Raw genomic sequence first — 19,570 nt, forward strand, 5'->3', positions numbered from 1 at the left:
GCCCCATCACGCTTCACCGTCCCAGGAGGCTGCATTGCGAGGATCCGCCACCGCCCGCACCCCTGCCGCGCGCAGACGCGCCGTCAGGACCGCGGGCGCACTTGTCTCCGCCGGTCTGCTGCTTCCGCTGCTCGGTGCCGCGCCGTCCGCCTCGTCGCCGGGTGCTCCCGCCCGGGCGTCGTCGGACTCGCTGCAGGGCGCCTTCGCCGCCGCGGCCGCCGAATACCGCGTACCGCAGAGCGTGCTGCTCGGAGTGTCCTATCTGCAGTCCCGCTGGGACGCGCACGGCGGCGCGCCGAGCGTGACCGGCGGGTACGGCCCGATGCACCTCACCGACGCGCGCACTGCCGTCGCCGGCGCCCCGCACCACAGCGAGGGCACGGAAGACCCGCGCGGTGACGCGTCGCGGGGTGTCCTCAAGCCGAAGGAGTTCACGGCCAAGGTGCCGGAGAACTCCCAACTGCCCGCCCGGCTCAAGACGTTGCCCCGCGCCGCCGAGCTCAGCGGTCAGTCCGCCGAGCGGCTGCGCACGGACCCGGCGGCGAACGTACGCGGCGGCGCGGCCCTGCTCGCCGCCGCACAGAAGAAGCTCGGCAAGCCGCTGAGCGACGACCCGGCCGACTGGTACGGCGCGATCGCCCGCTTCTCCGGAGCCGACGACCAGGCCACCGCGGCGACGTATGCCAATGACGTCTTCGCCGTCATCCACGACGGCCAGGAGCGCACCACGGACTCCGGGCAGCACGTGGCGCTCGCGGCGGTCGCCGGACTGAAGCCGGATGCCGCGCAGGTGCGCGGCATGGGGCTGCGGAAGGCACCCAAGGGCGACACCGAGTGTCCCTCGACCGTGTCGTGCGAGTGGATCCCGGCGCCGTACGAGGAGTTCAAGGACCCGAACGGCAACGACGACTACGGCAACCACGACCTGGGGAACCGGCCCAAGAGCCAGAGCATCGACACGATCGTCATCCATGACACCGAGGGCCGCTGGGAAGGCGTCCTCAACCTGGTGCAGGACCCGACGTACGTCTCCTGGCAGTACACCCTGCGCTCCACCGACGGGCACATCGCCCAGCACGTGAAGGCCAAGGACGTCGCCTGGCACGCGGGCAACTGGTACGTGAACTCCAAGTCGATCGGCCTGGAGCACGAGGGCTTCCTGACGGCGCCGGACACCTGGTACACGGAGGCGATGTACCGCTCGTCGGCGCGTCTGGTGAAGTACCTCGCCAAGAAGTACGGCATCCCGCTGGACCGCCAGCACATCATCGGCCACGACAACGTCCCGGGGACGCTGCCCTCGACGATCGCGGGCATGCACACCGACCCCGGCCCGTACTGGGACTGGCAGCACTACTTCACGCTGATGGGCAAGCCGTTCAAGCGCACGGCGGGTCCGAGCGGCGGTCTGGTCACGGTGGCACCGGACTACGCCAAGAACCGGCCGGTGTACACGGGCTGCGTCAAGCCGGGAGACACGTGCCCGTCGCACGGTTCCGCGGCCGTACGCGTCCACACCGAGCCGCGTGACGACGCGCCGCTCATCAAGGACATCGGCTTGCGCCCCGGCGGCGGCGACTCGACGACCGGCGTGAACGACACCGGCGCGCGCCTGTCCACCGGCCAGCAGTACGCGGTCGCCGACCGGCAGGGAGACTGGACCGCCGTCTGGTACCTGGGCCAGAAGGCCTGGTTCAAGAACCCGAAGAAGCAGCCGACCGCTGTCGACGCGAAGGGGCTCGTGGTGACGCCGAAGGGCGACGCCAAGGAGGTCCCGGTGTACGGGCGCGCCTACCCGGAGAAGGAGGCCTACCCGGCGGGCGTTCCGGTGCAGGCGGTCACGCCGCTGCCGTACAAGTTGCTCGCGGGGCAGAAGTACGCGGTCGGCGACAAGGTGCCGGGCGAGTACTTCTACGCGCCGACGTTCGACACGGCGCCGCACAAGGTGGTGCGCGGCAAGGACGTCTACTACGAGATCCAGTTCGGGCACCGGGTGGCGTACGTCCGGGCGGCCGACGTGCAGGTGGCGCGCTCGGGCTCCTAGAGCCGTAGAGGTCGGTCGGGGCCGGGTCCGCGTGAGGGCGGGCCCGGCCCCGGCGTACGAGGGCGTCGGCTCAGTCGAAGACGTACCGCTGCCCGGCCCGCGCCTTGAAGGTCTTCTGGCCGCCCTTCAACAGGCTGCTGCGCACGGTGAGTTCGCGGGTGCGCGTGGCGGTGAGGACGATGCGTGTGGCCCGTCCGCCCGACCACTCGACGTCGAGGCGCGCGCCGCCGCGTGCGCGCAGGCCGCGCACCGATCCCTCGGGCCAGCTCGCGGGCAGCGCGGGCAGCACCTCGATGACGTCGAACTGGCTCTGCAGGAGCATCTCCACGATGCCCGACGTCGCACCGAAGTTGCCGTCGATCTGGAACGGCGGGTGGGTGTCCCAGAGGTTCGGCAGCGTCGAGGACTTGAGCTGCTCGCCGAGCATCTTGTGCGCGTGGTCGCCGTCGCGCAGGCGTGCCCAGAAGTTGACCTTCCACGCCTTGGACCAGCCGGTGCCGCCGTCGCCGCGCGCGGTGAGGGAGACCTTCGCGGCGTCGGCCCACGCGCTGTCCGGCTTGATCTGGCGTCCGGGGTGCAGGGCGTAGAGGTGAGAGACGTGCCGGTGGTCGTCGGTTTGGGAGTCCAGATCGGCCTTCCACTCCTGGAGCTGGCCCCAGGAGCCGACGCGCAGGCCCGGGTCGAGCCTGTCGAGGGTCTTCTCCAGCTCGGCGCGGAAGGCCGCCGAGTCACCGAGCACGCGGGCGGCTTCCAGGGTGTTGGTGAGCAGGTCGTGGACGATCTGCTGGGCCATGGAGTCGCCCGCGGTGAAGTCGCCGTGCTCGGGCGAGTAGCTGGGGGTGACGACGAGAGTGCCGTCGCGGGGGTCGGTGCGGAGGTTGTCGAGCCAGAACTCGGCGGCCTCCTTCATCGCGGGATAGGCGGTGGTGCGGAGGTACTCCGCGGAGCCGCCGAAGCGGTAGTGCTCGTAGAGCTGCGCGGTGAGCCAGGCGGCGGCCTCGGGGAACCAGAAGGCGGTCGACCAGTCGTGGACGCCGGTGAAGCCGTAGGGGTTGGTCTCGTTGTGCACGACCCAGCCCCGTGAGCCGAACATCTCCTTCGCCGTACGCCGCCCCGGCGCGCGCAGTGCCTCGACGAAGCGGTCGTAGGGGGCGGTGGTCTCGGCGAGGTTGGCGGCCTCGGCGAGCCAGTAGTTCATCTGGAGGTTGATGTTGGTGTGGTAGTCGGCCGACCAGGGCGGGGTCGTGCTGTTGTTCCACACGCCCTGGAGGTTCGCGGGCAGCGAGCCGGGGCGGGACGAGGCGATGAGGAGGTAGCGCCCGTACTGGAAGAAGAGGGCTTCGAGGGCGCGGTCGGCCGGGCTCGCTCCTGTCCCGTATCCCTTGAGCAGTTCGTCGGTGGGAACGTCGGCCGGAGTGGTCTGGCCGATGTCGAGGGCGACGCGGTCGAACAGGTCGCCGTGGTCGCGCAGATGGCGTGCCCGCAGCGTGCCGTGGCCGCGGGCGACGGCCCGGTCGACGGTGCGGGTGACGAGCGCGTGCGGGTCGTCGCCGCGGTAGTGGGGGTAGGTGTCGGCGTAGTCGGTTCCCGCGGCGAGCGCGAACCAGACGTGGTCGGCTCCGGTGACGGTGATGCTGCCGTCCGCGTTCGCCGTGCGCGTGCCGCCTTGGTGGACGACGCGCAGCTGGGCCTCGAACGTGAGCCCGTTGTCGGCGAGTTCACCGCGTACGGCGATCCGGTCGCCGTCGGCCTTCGCGGTGAAGTCGGCGCGGGGCGAGGTGTGGCGCACGGTGCAGGTGACACTCGCGGGGCGGTCGGCGCCGAGCCGCCCGACGAGCACACCGTCGGGGTGGGAGGCGAAGAACTCCCGCTCGTGGCGCACCCTTTGGTGGGTGTACGTGACGGTCGCGAGGCCCGTGCGGAGATCGAGGGCACGGCGGTACGTGGCGTCGGGCGCGTCCGGGGTGCCCGGGATGTCGAGGTGCAGATCGCCGAAGGTCTGGTGGGCGCCGTAGCCGCGGCGGGACTGGCCGAGGCCGGCCGCGACCGCGTCGGGGGTGAGGGCGCCCTTCTCGTCCAGTTCCTTGCGCACCGCGTCGAGGGCGTCGGGGCGGGGCTCGCGCCAGTTGCCGAAGTCGTAGCCCTCGCGGGAGCCGGGGCCGCCGGTCCACAGGGTCTTCTCGTTGAACTGGAGCCGCTCCGAGGCGAGGGTGCCGAAGATCATGGCGCCGAGGGCCCCATTGCCGATGGGGAGGGCCTCGCGCTCCCAGTCGGCGGCGGGCTTCGCATACCAGAGCTGCGATTCATCGGAGGTGTCGCGTCTGTTATGTCCTCCGCTATCCCCTCCATCGGCTGCGGTCGCGGTACCGGCGAGCACACCTCCGCCCGATGCCAGAACGGCTGCTCCGCCTACAGCGGACTTCATCGTGGTTCTTCGCGAGATCCCGGGAGTCATGACCGGTCACGTTAAAAGTCCGATGACTGGCCTGGCAAGGCGCATGACAAAACCCACCCCTCCGGCAGACGGTCCGGCAGAAGGGGTGGGTACGTGGCCTGCGGTGGTGCCCGGTGGGTCAGCCCTGCTGGAAGAGCTCCGCGGGCAGCGGCTTCAGGAGGGCGTACAGATCGTCGGTGATCGGCCGGTCCCAGGCGGCGATGGTGACGAGGACGCCGTCGCTGCGGTCGAACTGCACGCAGGAGATGCGGGTTTCGGAGAGCTTGAGGCGGCGCACGATGAGGAGGTTGTCGCCCTGCATCACCGGCATGTCCTCGGTGCTGACGACGGTGACCTCCTCGTCGTTCTCCAGCGCCTGCAGCAGCTGGGCCACCTCGAAGGGCACCTCGTCGTCGGCCGTCTCGCGCGCCGGGGAACCCTCGGGCAGATTGCCGATGATCATCGCGGGGCCGCGCCCGCCGAAGAGGTCGTAGCGCAGGAAGACGCCCTGGCAGCTGCCGTCGGGGGCGGGCAGCAGGCCCGCGCCGAGGTTGCCGGGCCAGTCACCCGGGTCCATGGCAAGGACATCGAAGTCCGGGCCGGCGGGAGTGGCGGCGCTGCGGCGGCGGAGGAAGGACATGCGCCAATGGTACGTGTCCCGCGGTGCTTGTCGGCGCGGGGGCGGCGCCGGTCCACGCGGGGCGCACGGCGGGTGGGCCGGTGTTCAGGGCGAGGTCAGCGGGGGTGGTGGGGCGCGAGCGCGGCGGCAAGACCGGAGTGGTCCGTTCCCACTTTCCGGTAGACGGCGGAGAGCAGCCGGACGACGGCCGCCTCGTCGGTGTGCATCTCCTCGGCGATGCTGGCGGCGGACCCACCGCGGACGGAGAGCGCCGCGGCGGTGCGCTCGCGCGCGGTGAGCGTGTCCGTCTCGGTGCCGTGCAGCAGCCGGGGGCGCAGGCCGGCTGCCGCCAGCTCGTCACGGGCCTGCTCCACCAGGCCGTCGGCTCCGCACTGGACGGCGGCCTCCAGCCCTCGGTAGAGCGGGTCGGCGGCGTCCTTGGGGCGGCCTGCGCGGCGCAGTTCGGCGCCGAGCCGGACCAGCGCACAGGCGAGTTCGTACGCCGCGGGCGATCGCTCCAGGTGGCTGACGGATTCCTCCAGGAGCTTGATGCGCGCGGAGCCCGATGCCACGTCGGCGGTGATCCGCAGCGCCTGCCCGACCGCCGACGCGGTGGCGAACCTGCGGGCCCGGCGTACCGCTTCGTACGCGGTGGCGAGCGCGCGCTCGGGGGCGTCGTCGGCCTCGGCGAGCGCGAGGTGGAGCTGCCAGGGGCACCAGGCGGGGTTGCGCATGCCGCGCGGATCGAGGCGGCGGCCCGCCGCGGCGAGTTCGGCCGCCGCGTCGCGGGTGAGGCCGCGGGCGAGGAGCAGTTCACCGTGCACGGCCTGCGCGTCGGGGAAGACGACAGCCGCCGGGAAGGGCTCCCCGAAGCCGTACTCCTCGGCGGTCCGGGTGGCCTCGGCGACGCGGCCACGGGCCAGCAGGATCTCGATGAGGATGCCGACGGCGTACCAGTGGGCGGGCGTTCCCGAGCCCACCCGCTCGGCGATCCGCAGCCCCGCGCGCACGAAGTCCTCGGCTTCGACGAGGCGCCCGCGGCGGAAGCGTACGTACGCGAGGAGCGTGTACGCGAACGACAGGTGGGCGCCGCGCCAGCCCTGCCGTTCGAAGTCGGCGATCCCGGCGGCGAAGAGTTCCTCGGCCCGCCCCGGCCGGTCGGCGTACAGGAAGGTGAGCGCGACCAGGACGGGGACCTCGAAGCCCCGGTCCTCCTCGGCCCAGCCGAGCCCGCCGACCAGGGCGCGCTCGGCGTTGCGGACGGCGGCCTGGGCGGGTTCGGCGCGCAGCATCGCGTCCCAGGCGCGCAGCCCGATGATGTACCGCTCGGTGAGATCGCGGCCCGGCAGCCGGTCGGCGAGGCGGGCCAGGCGCCGGGAGCGGGCGGGCGAGTCGGGTTCGTCGGCGCGGAAGGCGTCCCACATGAACTTCTCGGCGTGCATCCGGATGCGGACCCGGGGATCGCTGGTGAGGCGGATCTCGCGGGCGAGGGCGTCGGAGGCCTCTTCGAGCCGGTCGGAGTGGGCGAGGACCTGGGAGAGGCGGTAGACGACGCCGTGCCGCAGGACGGGGTCGGTGATGGGCTCTTCGAGCGCGGCGCGCAGGTGGTTGACGGTCGTGGCAGGTTCGGTCAGGAGGGACGCGCAGCCGAGTTCGTAGAGGACCGCGGCGCGGTCCTCCCAGGACGGGGGTTCGCGCAGTGCGCGGGCGAGATAGCGGCGGGCGGCGTCGGGGGCGCCCGCGCGGACGGTCTCGCGGGCTGCGGCGCGCAGCTGCTGCACGACCCAGGTGTCGCCGTCGGGGTGGACCTCGAGGAGGTGGCGTGCGGCGGCGGACGCGCCGAGCCCCGCGTTGATCACGGACCATGCGGCCTGCCCGTGCAGGGCGACGCGCACGCCGCCGGGGATGGCGCGGTAGACGGCGGTGGCGATCAGCGGGTGCACGAACTCCAGGGTGTCGGCGCCGGCCAGGACCCGGGCGCGGCGCAGGCGGTCCGCGCAGTCGGCGGACTCCCGCTCGCCGATGCCCGCGACGGCCGCGGCGAGGCCCGGGGAGATCGAGGTACCCAGGACGGCGCAGGCCCAGGCGAACCGGACGGTGGAGGTGCCGAGCCGCTCCAGGCGGGCGACGAGGCCGTTGCCCTTCACGGCGGCGGCGAGATCGCGCAGCAGATGCGCGCCGGCCTCGTCGGGGGTCAGCCCGCGGTCGCGCACCTTCGCGGTCAGTTCCACGGCCTCGAACGGGTTGCCCGCGGTGACGGCCCAGCATTCGCGGCAGAACGCGTCGTCGGCGCGGGCGCCGAGCGTGTCTCGTACGAGCCGGGCGACCGCGGTGGCGCTGAGCGGTTCGAGTCCGATGGGCCGCTGCCCGGCACGTCCGGGCAGGCCTCTGAACTCAGCCGCGTGGGCGGGCAGTTCCTCGGGCCGGTAGGCGACGACGAGCAGCAGCGGGAGGGCTTCCGCGCGGGGCGCGAAGGCGGTCAGCCAGCTCAGCGATTCCGTATCGGCCCAGTGCGCGTCATCGACCATGACCACCAACGGTGCGCGCTGCACGGCGAGATGGGTGAGCACCCAGTCGAGCCCGTCCCGCAGCCCCTGCGGATCGGGGGGCGCGTCGTCCGGCGCCGCGCAGAGCCCGAGGGCGGGGCCGACGATGGCGTACCAGCTGCCGAGGACGTCCCGCAGCTCCGCGTCGGGGACGGAGGCGAGCAGTGGCTGCACGAGCTGCCGGGCCACGTGGAAGGCGACCCGCTGCTCCTGGTCGCCGCCGCGGGCCGGCGCCACGGTGCAGCCCTTGTCGACGGCGCGGCGCCGCGCCTCGGCGAGCAGGGAGGTCTTGCCGAGACCCGCACGGCCCGCGAAGGCGATGAGCGCGCCCCGGGACCGGTCCGGGGGCTCCGACCCGTCCCGCGAGAGGCCGCACAACTCGGTCAACGCCTCGTCGACCGCCGCGAGTTCGCTCTCACGCTCGAAGAGGATCCGCTCTCCGTGGGTGCCGTGATGCACCATGGGACACTCCCCGCCACGGTGGTGCGCCGGGCGCCTCCCGCGGCGCGTGTCTTGGCCTTCAGGCACTTCAGATTACGCCCGCGGGGCCCGCCCGGAGCCGATTCGGCCACAGCGGTGAAAGGGGGCATGGTCATCCCATCGCCACCCGCTCCGGACGAAGGGACCTCACGTGACGGTCGGCACCGAGAACGTACTCAACTACTGGCACGGCGGCCTGAGCGACGTCCCCGACGCGGTGTGGCACCACCCGTCCCTTGAGGTCCTGCTCCTGCCCGACAACGCGCTCACGCGACTCCCCGCTCGGATCGGCACCCTGGCCTCGCTGCACACGCTGGACCTGGGCCACAACCGCCTGACGGAACTCCCGCCGGAGCTGGGGGACCTGACGTCCCTGAGCCGCTTCCTCTACGTCCACGACAACCACCTCACGGCGCTGCCGGACTCCCTCGGCGACCTGAAGCGGCTGACGTACCTCAACGTGGGCGAGAACCGGCTGACGGCGCTTCCGGACACCCTGGGCTCACTCGGAGCCCTGGTGGAACTGCGCGCCCAGCACAACCGTCTGGCCTCGCTCCCTTCCTCGCTCGGCGCCCTGACCGCGCTGCGTGAACTGTGGCTGCGCGGGAACCGCCTCACCTCGCTCCCCGCCTCGTTCCGCGGTCTCGCCGACCTGCGCGAACTGGAGCTGCGCGAGAACGAGTTCACGACGGTGCCGGCGGCCCTGCGTGGCCTGCCCCGCCTGCGGAGACTCGATCTGCGGGCGAACCGCCTGCGCGAGCTCCCGCCGTGGACCGGCGACCTGCCCGCACTGGAGAAGCTCGACCTGCGCTGGAACGAGGTCGCCGTGCCGGACGAGCTGCTGCGGAGGCTGGAGGGGCAGGGGTGCGTGGTGCTGCGGTGAGGCGGGGCGAGCGGACCGGTGCGTGCGGGGTGCCGGACAGACCTGTGCGCGTCGGCGGTCCCTCTACCGGGGCTCGGGCGGCACCACGGCCACCGCGCCCTTCGCGTGCAGCAGCACGGCGTTGGTCACCGATCCCATCAGCCTCCCCAGCGGCTTGCGGTGCTGGTGCCTCCCCACCACCACTAGTTCGGCCTCTCGCGACGCCTCCACCAGGAGCCCCGCCGCGTCCCCCGGCAGGACCTCCCTCTCGACGCGCACCTTCGGATACCGCTCCTGGAAGGGCGCGAGCTGCTCGCCCGCCAGCTCCGTGCAGTGCGCCGCGGTCGCCGCGTCCGCCTCCGCCGAGGTCACGAAGTCACCGGTGGCCGTGTAGACGAGGACGGGCCCGGGATAGGCGCAGACGACCCGGAGCGCCGCGCCTCGCAGCGCCGCTTCGGCGAAGGCGAAACCGATCGTGTCGTCGTGCGGGGAGAGCGCGTCGAGCCCGAGCACCACGCACGGCTGGGCCCCCGAAGTGAGCTCTTCGTCCGGCCGCACCACGACCACGGGGCAGGCCGCGTCCCGCGCGCACGCAAGGCCGTTCGAACCGAGCAGCAGGCTGGTGAAGCCGCCGCGCCCGCGTGATCCGAGCACCAGCAACCGCGCCTCGTCGCCGAGCCGCGGGATGTCACGCCCGGCGGTGCCCTCCACGACCTCGACGGTCAGCGGCGGCAGATCCGCCCGTCCCTCCAGGGCCGCGCGCACCCGGTCGACGACCGGGTCGGCGTCCGGGCGGTGATCGATGGTCGGCATGTACGGACCGTCGGCCAGCGGCATCGCGTACTGGCGTACGTGCACGACGCGCAGCGGCGCGTTCCGCAGCCGCGCGGCGGTCAGTGCCCATTCCAGGGCGTGGTCGCTGCCTGCCGAGCCGTCGACGGCCACGACAACAGGTCCATCGACGGCGGCAACGGCTTCAACGGGCGCTTCGTCGCGCATGGCTTCCTCGTCTCCGGCACTGGGCCAAGGTCGACCGGCTCCGCTCCCGGTCCCGGCCTCGTCCAGGAGGCGGGCCGGGGGCGGAGTCCAAAGTCACCAGCTCAGCACGGTGGAAGCCGCGAGCGGCCGCGACAGCCGGAGACGGGGTCCACAACGCCCCGCACGGCCTACGCCGGACCGGCCTACGTCAGATCGAACTCCCCCGCACGCGCGCCGTGCACGAACGCGCCCCACTCCGCCGGAGTGAAGATGAGGGACGGGCTCTCGGGACGGCCCGCGTTGCGCATCGCGATGAAACCCTCGACAAAGGCGATCTCCACATCACCCCGTCCGTCGCTGCTCGATTGCCAGTCCGCTGTGCTGAGGTCGAGCTCCGGCTTGTCCCAGCCCGCGAGCGGGCGCTGCTGACCTGCGAGCGGATGCTGCTGAATGGTGCTTTCGGCCACGTCCGTGCTCCTCCCGATGCGTCGTCCGCCCGCCAGCCTAGCTTTCGGTTCCGGTGCCGGACAGGCCGCGGAAGGAGGACGACCGCCCGTCCGGCCCGGCACACCGTCACGTCGTGGGCTGCTCCGCGCCGACCAGCCACATGGAGAAGAACTGCGAACCGCCTCCGTAGGCGTGTCCGAGCGCCCTGCGGGCCCCGTCGATCTGGTGCTCGCCGGCCTGGCCACGCACCTGAAGTGCCGCTTCGGCGAAGCGGATCATGCCCGAGGCGCCGATGGGATTGGTGGACAGGACGCCACCCGACATGTTGACGGGCAGATCGCCGTCCAGCTCCGTCACGCCCGACTCGGTGAGCTTCCAGCCCTCGCCCTCCTCGGCGAAGCCCAGGTTCTCCAGCCACATCGGCTCGTACCAGGAGAACGGCACGTACATCTCCACGGCGTCGATCTCGCGCCGCGGGTCCGTGACCCCCGCCTGCCGGTACACGTCGGCCGCGCAGTCCTTGCCCGCCTGCGGGGAGACGAAGTCCTTGCCCGCGTGCAGGGTCGGTTCGCTGCGCATCGCGCCGCCGTGCATCCAGGCGGGCGGCCGGGGCGAACGGGCCGCGCCCGCACGGTCGGTGAGGATCATCGCGCAGGCCCCGTCGGACGAGGGGCAGGTCTCGGAGTAGCGGATCGGGTCCCAGAGCATCGGCGACGCCTGGACCTTCTCCAGGGTGATGTCGTGCTCGTGCAGGTGCGCGTAGGGGTTCTTCAGGGCGTTGCGGCGGTCCTTGTAGGCGACGAGCGAGCCGACCGTGTCGGGGGCGCCGGTGCGCCGCATGTAGGCGCGCACGTGCGGGGCGAAGAAGCCGCCCGCGCCCGCGAGGAGCGGCTGCTGGAAGGGGACGGGCAGGGAGAGCCCCCACATCGCGTTGGATTCCGACTGCTTTTCGAAGGCGAGGGTCAGTACGGTGCCGTGGACGCGGCCCGCGATCAGATTCGCGGCGACCAGCGCCGTGGAGCCGCCGACGGAGCCCGCCGTGTGGACGCGCAGCATCGGCTTGCCCACGGCGCCGAGCGCGTCGGCGAGGTACAGCTCGGGCATCATGACGCCCTCGAAGAAGTCCGGCGCCTTGCCGATGACCACGGCGTCGATGTCGGCCCACGTCAACTCGGCGTCCGCGAGCGCCTGTTGGGCCGCCTCCCGGACGAGCCCCGCGATCGAAACGTCCTGCCGGGCGGCGACGTGCTTGGTCTGGCCGATCCCGACGATGGCCACGGGCTCCTTGTTCACCCCACCGCTCACCCCACTCATCACGACTCTCCTTCGAGGACGGCGACCAGGTTCTGCTGGAGGCAGGGGCCGGATGTGGCGTGCGCGAGGGCGCGGTCCGACTCGCCCCGGTGGATGCGGGCCGCGGCCTCGCCGAGCCGGATCAGACCGGCGGCCATGACGGGGTTCGCGGCAAGGGCGCCCCCGGACGGGTTCACGGAGACGTCGTCGCCCAGCTTCAGCGCCTTGCGCAGGACGATCTCCTGGGAGGTGAACGGCGCGTGCAACTCGGCGGTGTCCACCGGTCGTTCGAAGGCACCGGCCCGTTCGGCGGCCAGGCGGCTGGAGGGCGAGTCGGTGAGGTCGCGCACGCCGAGGCTGTGTGCCTCGATGCGGTGGTCGATGCCCCGGATCCACGCGGGCCGCTCACACAGCTCACGGGCCCGGTCCCCCGCCGCGAGGATGACGGCGGCGGCCCCGTCACCGATGGGCGGGCAGTCACCGGTGCGCAGGGGGCGTACGACGTAGTCGCCCTGCGGCACCGAACCGCGCAGCTGCGCATGGGAGTTGGCGGCGGCGTCCCCGCGGCTGCGTGCGGCCACCCCGGCGAGTGCGGGCTCGTCGGCGTCCCCCGCGTCGATCAGCGCCTGCGCCTGGAGGGCGGCGAGGGCGACCGAGTCCGGCCAGAGGGGCGCCACGTAGTACGGGTCGAGCTGCCGGGTCAGTACGTCGCGCACCGATCCCGGGGACGACTTGCCGTAGGAGTACACGAGCGCGGTGTCGGCGTCACCGGTGAGCAGCTTGGTCCACGCCTCGTACAGCGCCCAGGCCCCGTCCATCTCGACGTGCGACTCGGAGATCGGCGGCCAGGCCCCCACCCCGTCCAGCGCCATGGTGAAGGAGAAGGCGCGTCCCGCGAGATAGTCCGACGAGCCCGAGCAGGTGAAGCCGATGTCGCTGGTCTTCAGGCCGGTCGAGGCGAGGACCTGGTGCAGGACCGGCATGAGCATCTCCACCTCGGAGAGCTCGTCGGTGGAGCGCAGATGGTCGGTCTGCCCGAAGGCCACGATGGCGATATCCCGGACGGGCCGCATCACGGACGGCTTCGCGGACGTCTTCGCGGGCGGCATCTACACCATCTCCTTGTACGTGTCGTAGTCGGCGTCCGGCTCGCCCGTGGGCCGGTAGTGGTCGGGGAAGCGGGCACCCTCGGTCCACACCGGCTCGACGCGCAGCCCCATCCGCACCTGGTCGTAGGGGATGCCCGCGATGCGGGCGTGCAGGGCGAGGTCGGCGCCGTCGAGGGCGATGTGCGCGTACACGTAGGGCACTTCGATGTCGAGGTTCTTCGCCTTGATGTTGACGATGCAGTACGTCGTGACGGTGCCGCGGGGGCCGACCTCGACCCGGTCGGTCGTGGCGACGCCGCAGGTGGGGCAGGCGCCGCGGGGCGGGACGTAGACCTTGCGGCAGGAGGGGCAGCGCTCACCGACGGTCCGCTGTTCGGAGAGGGCCTTGATGTACGCGGTCTGCGCGCGGCCGGGCGCGTAGGTGTAGTCGAGGCGCGCTTGGGCGACGATGCCGGTGACGGGATCGCTGAACTCCCCGTCGTGCGCTGCGGTTTCGCCTCCCGCCGGTCCTTCGTACGCCTCGAAGCAGGCGATGTCGGTGATGGCGCCGGTGCGTTCGGCGGCCCAGCGGACGCGGACGCGCATGCCGGTCCTGACCGCTTCGGGGCCCGGCGCGTCCAGGGCGTGCAGCAGGGCGGTGTCGGCGCCGTCGAGCTTCACCAGGACCCAGGCGAAGGGCCGGTCAAGGGGCTGCCCCCTGCGGGGTTCGTGGTTCCAGGCCCAGGTGGTGACGGTGCCGGTGGCTGAGACCTGGACCAGATCGCGTATCTCGTCGGCGGTCACGGGGTCGTACTCGACGGGCGGGACGAGGGTGCGCCCGTCGGTGGTCCTGACCCCGAGCACGGTGCGCTCGCGCAGCCCGGTGAGAAAGGCGCTCTGCACGGGCCCGAGGGACCGGGTGAAGGGAAACTCGACGACCAGAGGCGCACGCAGCACTTCGGGTGAGGGAGCGGATGCCATGAGCAGAACTCCGTTTCTAGGCGATGGGAGCGTCCCGAAGGGGCGCGGGGCTGTATCGATGTGCGGCTCCGCCGCGCGGGCGCGACCAGCCACGACGGCCCCGCAGCCGAGAACGGACCTAGGCGCGCCGGAACACCGGGGGCCGTTTCTCCGCGAAGGCTCTGGAGCCCTCCTTCGCGTCGGCGGTGTCGAAGATCGGCCACCCCCGCTTCAGCTCCGCGGCCAGGCCGTCCGTCTCGGACATCTCGGCGGCCTCGTACACGGACGCCTTGACCGCCTCGACGGCGAGCGGCCCGCACGCGTTGATCTGCCCGGCGATGGCGAGGGCCTTCTCCAGAGCGGTGCCGTCCGGCACGACATGCCCGATGAGGCCCACGTCCGCGGCCTCCCGCGCCGAGTAGGGGCGCCCGGAGAGCAGCATCTCCAGGGCGTGCGTACGGGGAATCTGGCGCGGGAGGCGCACGGTCGAGCCGCCGATGGGGAACAGGCCGCGCTTGACCTCGAAGAGGCCGAAGGTCGCGGACTCGCCCGCGACGCGGATGTCCGTGCCCTGGAGGATCTCCGTGCCACCCGCGACGCAGTACCCCTCGACGGCGGCGATGACGGGTTTGCGGGGGCGGTGGTGGCGCAGCATCGCCTTCCAGTGCAGATCGGGGTCGGCCTTCATGCGGTCCCGGTACTGATCGCCGCCCATGCCCTTGCCCGCGAGGGCCTTGAGGTCCATGCCGGCGCAGAACGCGCCGCCCGCCCCGGTGAGCACGATGGAGCGGATCTCGTCGTCCTCGTCGGCGGCGACCCATCCGTCGTAGAGGCCCACCAGCATCGGCAACGAGAGCGCGTTCTTCGCCTCCGGCCGGTTGAGCGTGAGTATCAGTGTGGCGCCTTCGCGCTGCACAGCGAGATGTTCCGTCCCACCCATGGCCGTGCTCCTTCTTGCCGTCGGCTTCGGACCTGGAACAGGTTGCAGTAGGCGGGGAGCCAGTTCAATAGTTTTCTGACAGCCAGTCAGATTTCTTCAACGAGGGCCCTTCCCACTTGTGGGTGCCTCTGCTCTGATGACCGCCAGAAGAGATGACGCCGGGGTCAGGAGGAGCGGTGGAGTACAACCTTGCCGACCTGTTCGAGTCGGTCGTCGACGTGGTCCCCGACCGCGAGGCGCTCGTGTACATCGATCACCCGGGCACCGGGGCGGAACGCAGGCTGACGTACGCCGAGCTCGACCGGGCCGCCAACCGTCTCGCGCACCACCTGATCGACAGCGGCCTGAAGCCCGGCGAGCATCTGGGGCTCCATCTCTACAACGGCGTCGAATACCTCCAGACCGTCCTTGCCTGCCTCAAGGCACGCCTCGTGCCGGTCAACGTCAACTACCGCTACGTGGAGGAGGAGTTGGTCTACCTCTACCGCGACGCGGATCTCGCCGCGCTCGTCTTCGACGCGGAGTTCACCGAACGGGTCGCGGCGGCGCAGCCGCGCACGGAGAAGCTGCGGCATCTGGTGCGGGTGGGGACCCCACCCGCCGACGCGCCCGCGCTCGACGTGGTGGCCTTCACCGACGCCGAGGCGGCGGGTTCACCCGAGCGCGGGTTCGCGGCGCGCTCGGCCGACGACCTGTTCATCATCTACACCGGCGGCACCACCGGCATGCCCAAGGGGGTGATGTGGCGCCAGGAGGACCTGTTCTTCGCGGGGCTCTTCGGCGGCGAGCCCGCGGGTGAGCCGGTGAAGCGGCCCGAGGAGCTGGCGGAGCGCGTCGCTGCGGGCGGCCCCGGCATCACGTTCTTCCCCGCTCCCCCGCTGATGCACGGCACGTCGACGCTGACGTCGTTCATCGCCTTCAACTACGGGCAGCGGGTGGCGATCCACCGTAAGTACGTTCCCGAGGAACTGCTGCGCACGATAGAGCGGGAGAAGGTCTCCAGCGTGTCGCTGGTGGGCGACGCGATGCTCAGGCCGCTCATCGACGCCCTGCGCGGCCCGCTCAAGGGCACCGACCTGTCGTCGCTGTTCAGCGTCTCCTCGTCCGGGGCGATCATGTCGGAGACGGTGCGCGCCCAGTTCCAGGAACTGGCCCCCGACGTCCTGCTCCTGAACAACTTCGGCTCGTCCGAGTCCGGCTCCAACGGCAAGGCGACGGACGACTCGGGCCCGGAGAAGGGCTTCCGTCTGGAGGTCAACGAGCGCACCCAAGTGGTGGATCTGGTCACGCACGAGCCGGTCCCGGTGGGCGAGCCGGGCCGCCTGGCCCAGCGCGGCCATGTGCCGCTCGGCTACTACAACGACCCGGCGAAAACCGCCGAGACCTTCTTCCAGAAGGGCGAGGAGCGCTGGGTCCTGCTCGGCGACATGGCCACCGTCGACGAGGAGGGCATCGTCACGGTCCTCGGCCGGGGCTCGCAGTGCATCAACACCGGGGGCGAGAAGGTGTATCCGGAGGAGGTCGAGCAGGCGCTGAAGTCGCATCCCGACGTGTACGACGCGCTGGTCGCCGGAGTCCCCGACGAACGCTGGGGCAACCGCGTCGCCGCGGTCGTCCAACTGCGCGACGGGGCGGCCCCGTTGGACCTGGAGGCGGTCCAGACCCACTGCCGAACCCGGCTGGCCGGCTACAAGATCCCCCGCGCGGTGGTCTTCACGCCGCAGATCCAACGCTCCCCGAGCGGCAAGGCGGACTACCGGTGGGCGAAGGCGGTGGCGGCGGGGGGCTAGCGCTACGGGCAATCGGGTGGGTAGGCGGGAAGGGATCCGTCGCGAAGCGGCGGGGCAGAGAGACCGTCAGTCCGCGCAGACGGACGGCAACGCCCGCCCCAGGGCCACCGCATGCAGCACGTCAAGCTGCCGCTCACCACGCACCCGTACGCCCGCCAGAACCACGAACCCACGGCAAGAAGGCATGGACCGCGCCGACGGCGAGTCGGCGATCCCCCGCACCAGCTCCCCGTTCAGGCGGTTGATCTCCTTGCGGACCTCCGCGAGATCGGGCCGCTCCACCGGCGCCTGCGAAGGGTCCGCGTCCCAGCGCCGGTGCAGCTCCCGCTGCACCACCTTGTTGGCCTCGATCTGGTCCCGGAAGATCCGCACGGTCGCCTCGGGATCGGCGCCCAGCTCCCGCGCCTGCCGCGCGACGTCGTCGAGCACCTGCTTCTCGCGGGCCGGGTCGTCGATGGGGCTGTCCGTGCCGTACTTCGCGGCGGCGACGAGATCGGCGGTGGCCAGGCGCTGGGCAGCGAGATCGGCCAAGGTGTGCAGCCGTGCGTACGACCCCGCGCCGGCGACCGACGAGGCGGCGACCGGCTGCCGGGCCGGGGCGGCGACAGCCGCCCCGCCGCTGGCCGACAGCAGAGCCGCCGTCACGGCACCGGCGGCGAGCAGACGGCCCGCGGAGGACGAGGCAAGACGCACGGTGATTCCCCTGATGGTCGGCTGCTCGGGCGGCGGCAGCGAAGCGCCGCGGGCCATCGTACGATCACCCGTCGACCACGCCCTAGTCCTGTGCGAGGAACCCCGCCACCCGCCGCGCGAACCACTCCGGGTCGTCCAGCCACGGGAAGTGCCCACCGCCGGGCTGCACTTGACGTACCCCGCCCGGGAAGAACCCGGCGAACTCCGCCGCGTGAGCGGGGTTGGGGGCGCCGTCGTACTCCCCCGCGAGGACGAGCGCCGGCGCGGTCAGCTCGGCCAGTGCCGCGCGCGTGGCGGGCGGGTCGAAGGCGCCGTCGCCGTAGAACAGGGCGGCAGCCTCGGCGTTCTTCTCCCGCGCGCCGGCCGCCTGGTGCGCCCGCGCCGCGGCGTCCCAGCGCCCGTAGGCGAGGGGGACGATCGCGTCCCACACCTCGGCGGGGTCGCGTCCGCCCGCGATCTCCTTCAGCGCGGCCTCGGCCGCCGGGTACCAGGGCTCTCCCTGGTGCGCCGACGCGGCGTCGAGGTGGTCCCGGGGGCCCAGGGTGAGGCCGAGCGACTGGGTGGCCGGGGTGATCAGGACGAGGCGGCGGATCCTCTTCGGGTGGCGCGCCGCGTAGAGCGTGGCGATGTTGCCGGCCGCCGAATGGCCGAGCAGGTCGACCTGATCGAGACCCAGGTGCTCGCGCAGCGCCTCGACGTCGTCCACCAGCCGGTCGCAGCGGTACGTCGCCGGGTCGGCCGGCGCCACGGAGTCGCCCGTACCGCGCAGGTCGAGCAGGACCAGACGGCGGTGCGCCGTCAGGCCGCCGAGATCGCCGAAGTAGGCGGACGCGCGCATGGGGCCGCCCGGCACACAGAGCAGCGGCTCACCGTCCCCCTTCTCGTGGTAGGCGAGCTCGGTCCCGTCGTATGCGGTGAATGTCGGCATGGGGGTGATCATCACATCTCACGCCGCACCCGGACAATGCCGTTCGGCCGCAGCGCCCCAGCTCAAGGCGGCACTGCGCGATCTCTTGACGGCCGCCCCCGGGGCTGGATTACTGACCTTGACGGAAGATCGACGACCGAATGATCGGTCGCCCGTTTGGGACGGGAGAACGGCATATGACGGCCATGCTGGACGCGGCGGAGCGCCTCGGACGCGAGGAGCTCGAGGCCCTGCAACTGGAGCGCCTCCAGGACACCTTGCTGCACGCGTACGAGAACGTGCCCTTCTACCGGGCGGCCTTCGACAAGGCGGGCCTGCGCCCCGACGACTGCCGCGCACTCTCCGATCTGGCCCGCTTCCCGCTGACGGCCAAGTCCGACCTGCGGGACAACTACCCCTTCGGCATGTTCGCGGTCGAACAGTCCGAGGTGCGGCGCCTGCACGCGTCCAGCGGCACCACGGGGCGACCCACGGTCGTCGGCTACACCGAGCAGGACCTGTCGATGTGGGCGGACGTCGTCGCCCGCTCGATCCGCGCGGCGGGTGGCCGCCCCGGGCACAAGGTCCATGTGGCGTACGGCTACGGCCTGTTCACCGGCGGTCTCGGCGCGCACTACGGCGCGGAGCGGCTCGGCTGCACGGTGATCCCCGCGTCCGGCGGCATGACGGCGCGCCAGGTCCAGCTGATCCAGGACTTCCGCCCCGAGATCATCATGGTCACGCCCTCGTACATGCTCACGCTCCTGGAGGAGTTCGAGCGGCAGGGCGTCGACCCGCGCACGACGTCCCTCAAGGTCGGCATCTTCGGCGCGGAGCCGTGGACGGAGGAGATGCGCCGCGAGATCGAGGAGCGGTTCGCGATCGACGCGGTCGACATATACGGGCTCTCGGAGGTGATCGGCCCCGGTGTCGCCCAGGAGTGCGTGGAGACCAAGGACGGCCTGCACATCTGGGAGGACCACTTCTATCCGGAGGTGGTGGACCCGATCACCGGAGAGGTGCTTCCGGACGGCGAGCGCGGAGAGCTGGTCTTCACGTCGCTCACCAAGGAGGCCATGCCCGTCATCCGCTACCGCACCCGAGATCTGACCCGGCTCCTGCCCGGCACCGCACGCGTCTTCCGCCGGATGGAGAAGATCACGGGACGGTCGGACGACATGGTGATCCTGCGCGGCGTGAACCTCTTCCCCACGCAGGTGGAGGAGATCGTCCTGCGGACGCCGGGCGTCGCCCCGTACTTCCAGCTGCGCCTGACCCGGGAGGGCCGCATGGACGCGCTGACGGTGCGGGCCGAGTCCCGGGCGGACACGACTCCCGAGCGGCGCGAGGCGGCTGCGCGGGAGATCGCGTCGGCGGTGAAGGACGGCATCGGCGTCTCGGTGGCGGTCGAGATCGTCGACCCGGAGACGATCGAGCGGTCGGTGGGCAAGTTCAAGCGGATCGTGGACCTGCGCGACAAGTAGCGCCC

At 72.0% G+C, this 19,570-nt stretch carries 15 protein-coding genes; 4 read left to right on the forward strand and 11 right to left on the reverse strand.

Annotated elements, in window-relative coordinates:
* Positions 1 to 34 precede the first annotated feature (34 nt).
* Positions 35 to 2,044, forward strand: a complete 2,010-nt coding sequence (locus AB0E78_RS32065) for an N-acetylmuramoyl-L-alanine amidase (RefSeq protein WP_361839954.1) — start codon at positions 35 to 37, stop codon at positions 2,042 to 2,044.
* A gap of 70 nt (positions 2,045 to 2,114) precedes the next feature.
* Here the strand turns inward: AB0E78_RS32065 and AB0E78_RS32070 are convergent, their stop codons facing one another.
* From AB0E78_RS32070 to AB0E78_RS32080, 3 genes are all read right to left on the reverse strand, one after another.
* On the reverse strand, positions 2,115 to 4,469 hold the full coding sequence (locus AB0E78_RS32070; RefSeq protein ID WP_361839956.1) for a glycoside hydrolase family 95 protein: 2,355 nt from the start codon (positions 4,467 to 4,469) through the stop codon (positions 2,115 to 2,117).
* Positions 4,470 to 4,617: 148 nt separating this feature from the next.
* Entirely contained in the window at positions 4,618 to 5,118 is a 501-nt protein-coding gene (locus tag AB0E78_RS32075) for a hypothetical protein (protein ID WP_361839959.1), read from the reverse strand.
* Positions 5,119 to 5,213: 95 nt separating this feature from the next.
* Positions 5,214 to 8,105, reverse strand: a complete 2,892-nt coding sequence (locus tag AB0E78_RS32080; protein ID WP_361839962.1) for an AAA family ATPase — start codon at positions 8,103 to 8,105, stop codon at positions 5,214 to 5,216.
* Between the two features lie 169 nt (positions 8,106 to 8,274).
* Here AB0E78_RS32080 and AB0E78_RS32085 point away from each other — a divergent pair, with 169 nt between their 5' ends.
* Entirely contained in the window at positions 8,275 to 9,006 is a 732-nt protein-coding gene (locus AB0E78_RS32085; RefSeq protein WP_361839965.1) for a leucine-rich repeat domain-containing protein, read from the forward strand.
* 63 nt (positions 9,007 to 9,069) lie between these two features.
* Here the strand turns inward: AB0E78_RS32085 and AB0E78_RS32090 are convergent, their stop codons facing one another.
* The 6 genes from AB0E78_RS32090 to AB0E78_RS32115 form a co-directional block, all read right to left on the reverse strand.
* Positions 9,070 to 9,984, reverse strand: a complete 915-nt coding sequence (locus tag AB0E78_RS32090; protein WP_361839968.1) for a universal stress protein — start codon at positions 9,982 to 9,984, stop codon at positions 9,070 to 9,072.
* Between the two features lie 182 nt (positions 9,985 to 10,166).
* Positions 10,167 to 10,430 (reverse strand): DUF397 domain-containing protein, encoded by a 264-nt coding sequence (locus AB0E78_RS32095; RefSeq protein WP_361839971.1) that lies wholly within the window; start codon positions 10,428 to 10,430, stop codon positions 10,167 to 10,169.
* 106 nt (positions 10,431 to 10,536) lie between these two features.
* On the reverse strand, positions 10,537 to 11,703 hold the full coding sequence (locus AB0E78_RS32100) for a thiolase domain-containing protein (RefSeq protein WP_361840499.1): 1,167 nt from the start codon (positions 11,701 to 11,703) through the stop codon (positions 10,537 to 10,539).
* A gap of 20 nt (positions 11,704 to 11,723) precedes the next feature.
* Entirely contained in the window at positions 11,724 to 12,776 is a 1,053-nt protein-coding gene (locus tag AB0E78_RS32105) for a thiolase domain-containing protein (RefSeq protein WP_361840502.1), read from the reverse strand.
* Positions 12,777 to 12,812: 36 nt separating this feature from the next.
* Positions 12,813 to 13,772: an OB-fold domain-containing protein gene (locus AB0E78_RS32110; protein ID WP_361839974.1), complete on the reverse strand. Its 960-nt coding sequence runs from the start codon at positions 13,770 to 13,772 to the stop codon at positions 12,813 to 12,815.
* A 118-nt stretch (positions 13,773 to 13,890) separates the two neighbouring features.
* Positions 13,891 to 14,691, reverse strand: coding sequence for a crotonase/enoyl-CoA hydratase family protein (locus AB0E78_RS32115; RefSeq protein ID WP_361839977.1), 801 nt, complete (start codon positions 14,689 to 14,691; stop codon positions 13,891 to 13,893).
* Between the two features lie 176 nt (positions 14,692 to 14,867).
* Here AB0E78_RS32115 and AB0E78_RS32120 point away from each other — a divergent pair, with 176 nt between their 5' ends.
* On the forward strand, positions 14,868 to 16,481 hold the full coding sequence (locus AB0E78_RS32120; RefSeq protein WP_361839980.1) for an acyl-CoA synthetase: 1,614 nt from the start codon (positions 14,868 to 14,870) through the stop codon (positions 16,479 to 16,481).
* Between the two features lie 66 nt (positions 16,482 to 16,547).
* Here the strand turns inward: AB0E78_RS32120 and AB0E78_RS32125 are convergent, their stop codons facing one another.
* Both AB0E78_RS32125 and AB0E78_RS32130 read right to left on the reverse strand, forming a co-directional pair.
* Positions 16,548 to 17,231 carry a chorismate mutase gene (locus tag AB0E78_RS32125; RefSeq protein ID WP_361839982.1) on the reverse strand — a complete coding sequence of 228 codons (684 nt, stop codon included), beginning with the start codon at positions 17,229 to 17,231 and terminating at the stop codon, positions 16,548 to 16,550.
* A gap of 25 nt (positions 17,232 to 17,256) precedes the next feature.
* Positions 17,257 to 18,102, reverse strand: coding sequence for an alpha/beta hydrolase (locus AB0E78_RS32130; protein WP_361839985.1), 846 nt, complete (start codon positions 18,100 to 18,102; stop codon positions 17,257 to 17,259).
* 176 nt (positions 18,103 to 18,278) lie between these two features.
* On the opposite strand from AB0E78_RS32130, the gene paaK reads away from it, so the two are divergent.
* The gene (gene paaK / locus AB0E78_RS32135) at positions 18,279 to 19,565 is read left to right on the forward strand and encodes a phenylacetate--CoA ligase PaaK (protein WP_361839988.1); all 1,287 of its coding nucleotides are present in this window, start codon (positions 18,279 to 18,281) and stop codon (positions 19,563 to 19,565) included.
* The last annotated feature ends 5 nt before the right edge of the window (positions 19,566 to 19,570 follow it).

The sequence above is a fragment of the Streptomyces sp. NPDC032198 genome (genome assembly GCF_040636975.1).
GTDB lineage: Bacteria > Actinomycetota > Actinomycetes > Streptomycetales > Streptomycetaceae > Streptomyces.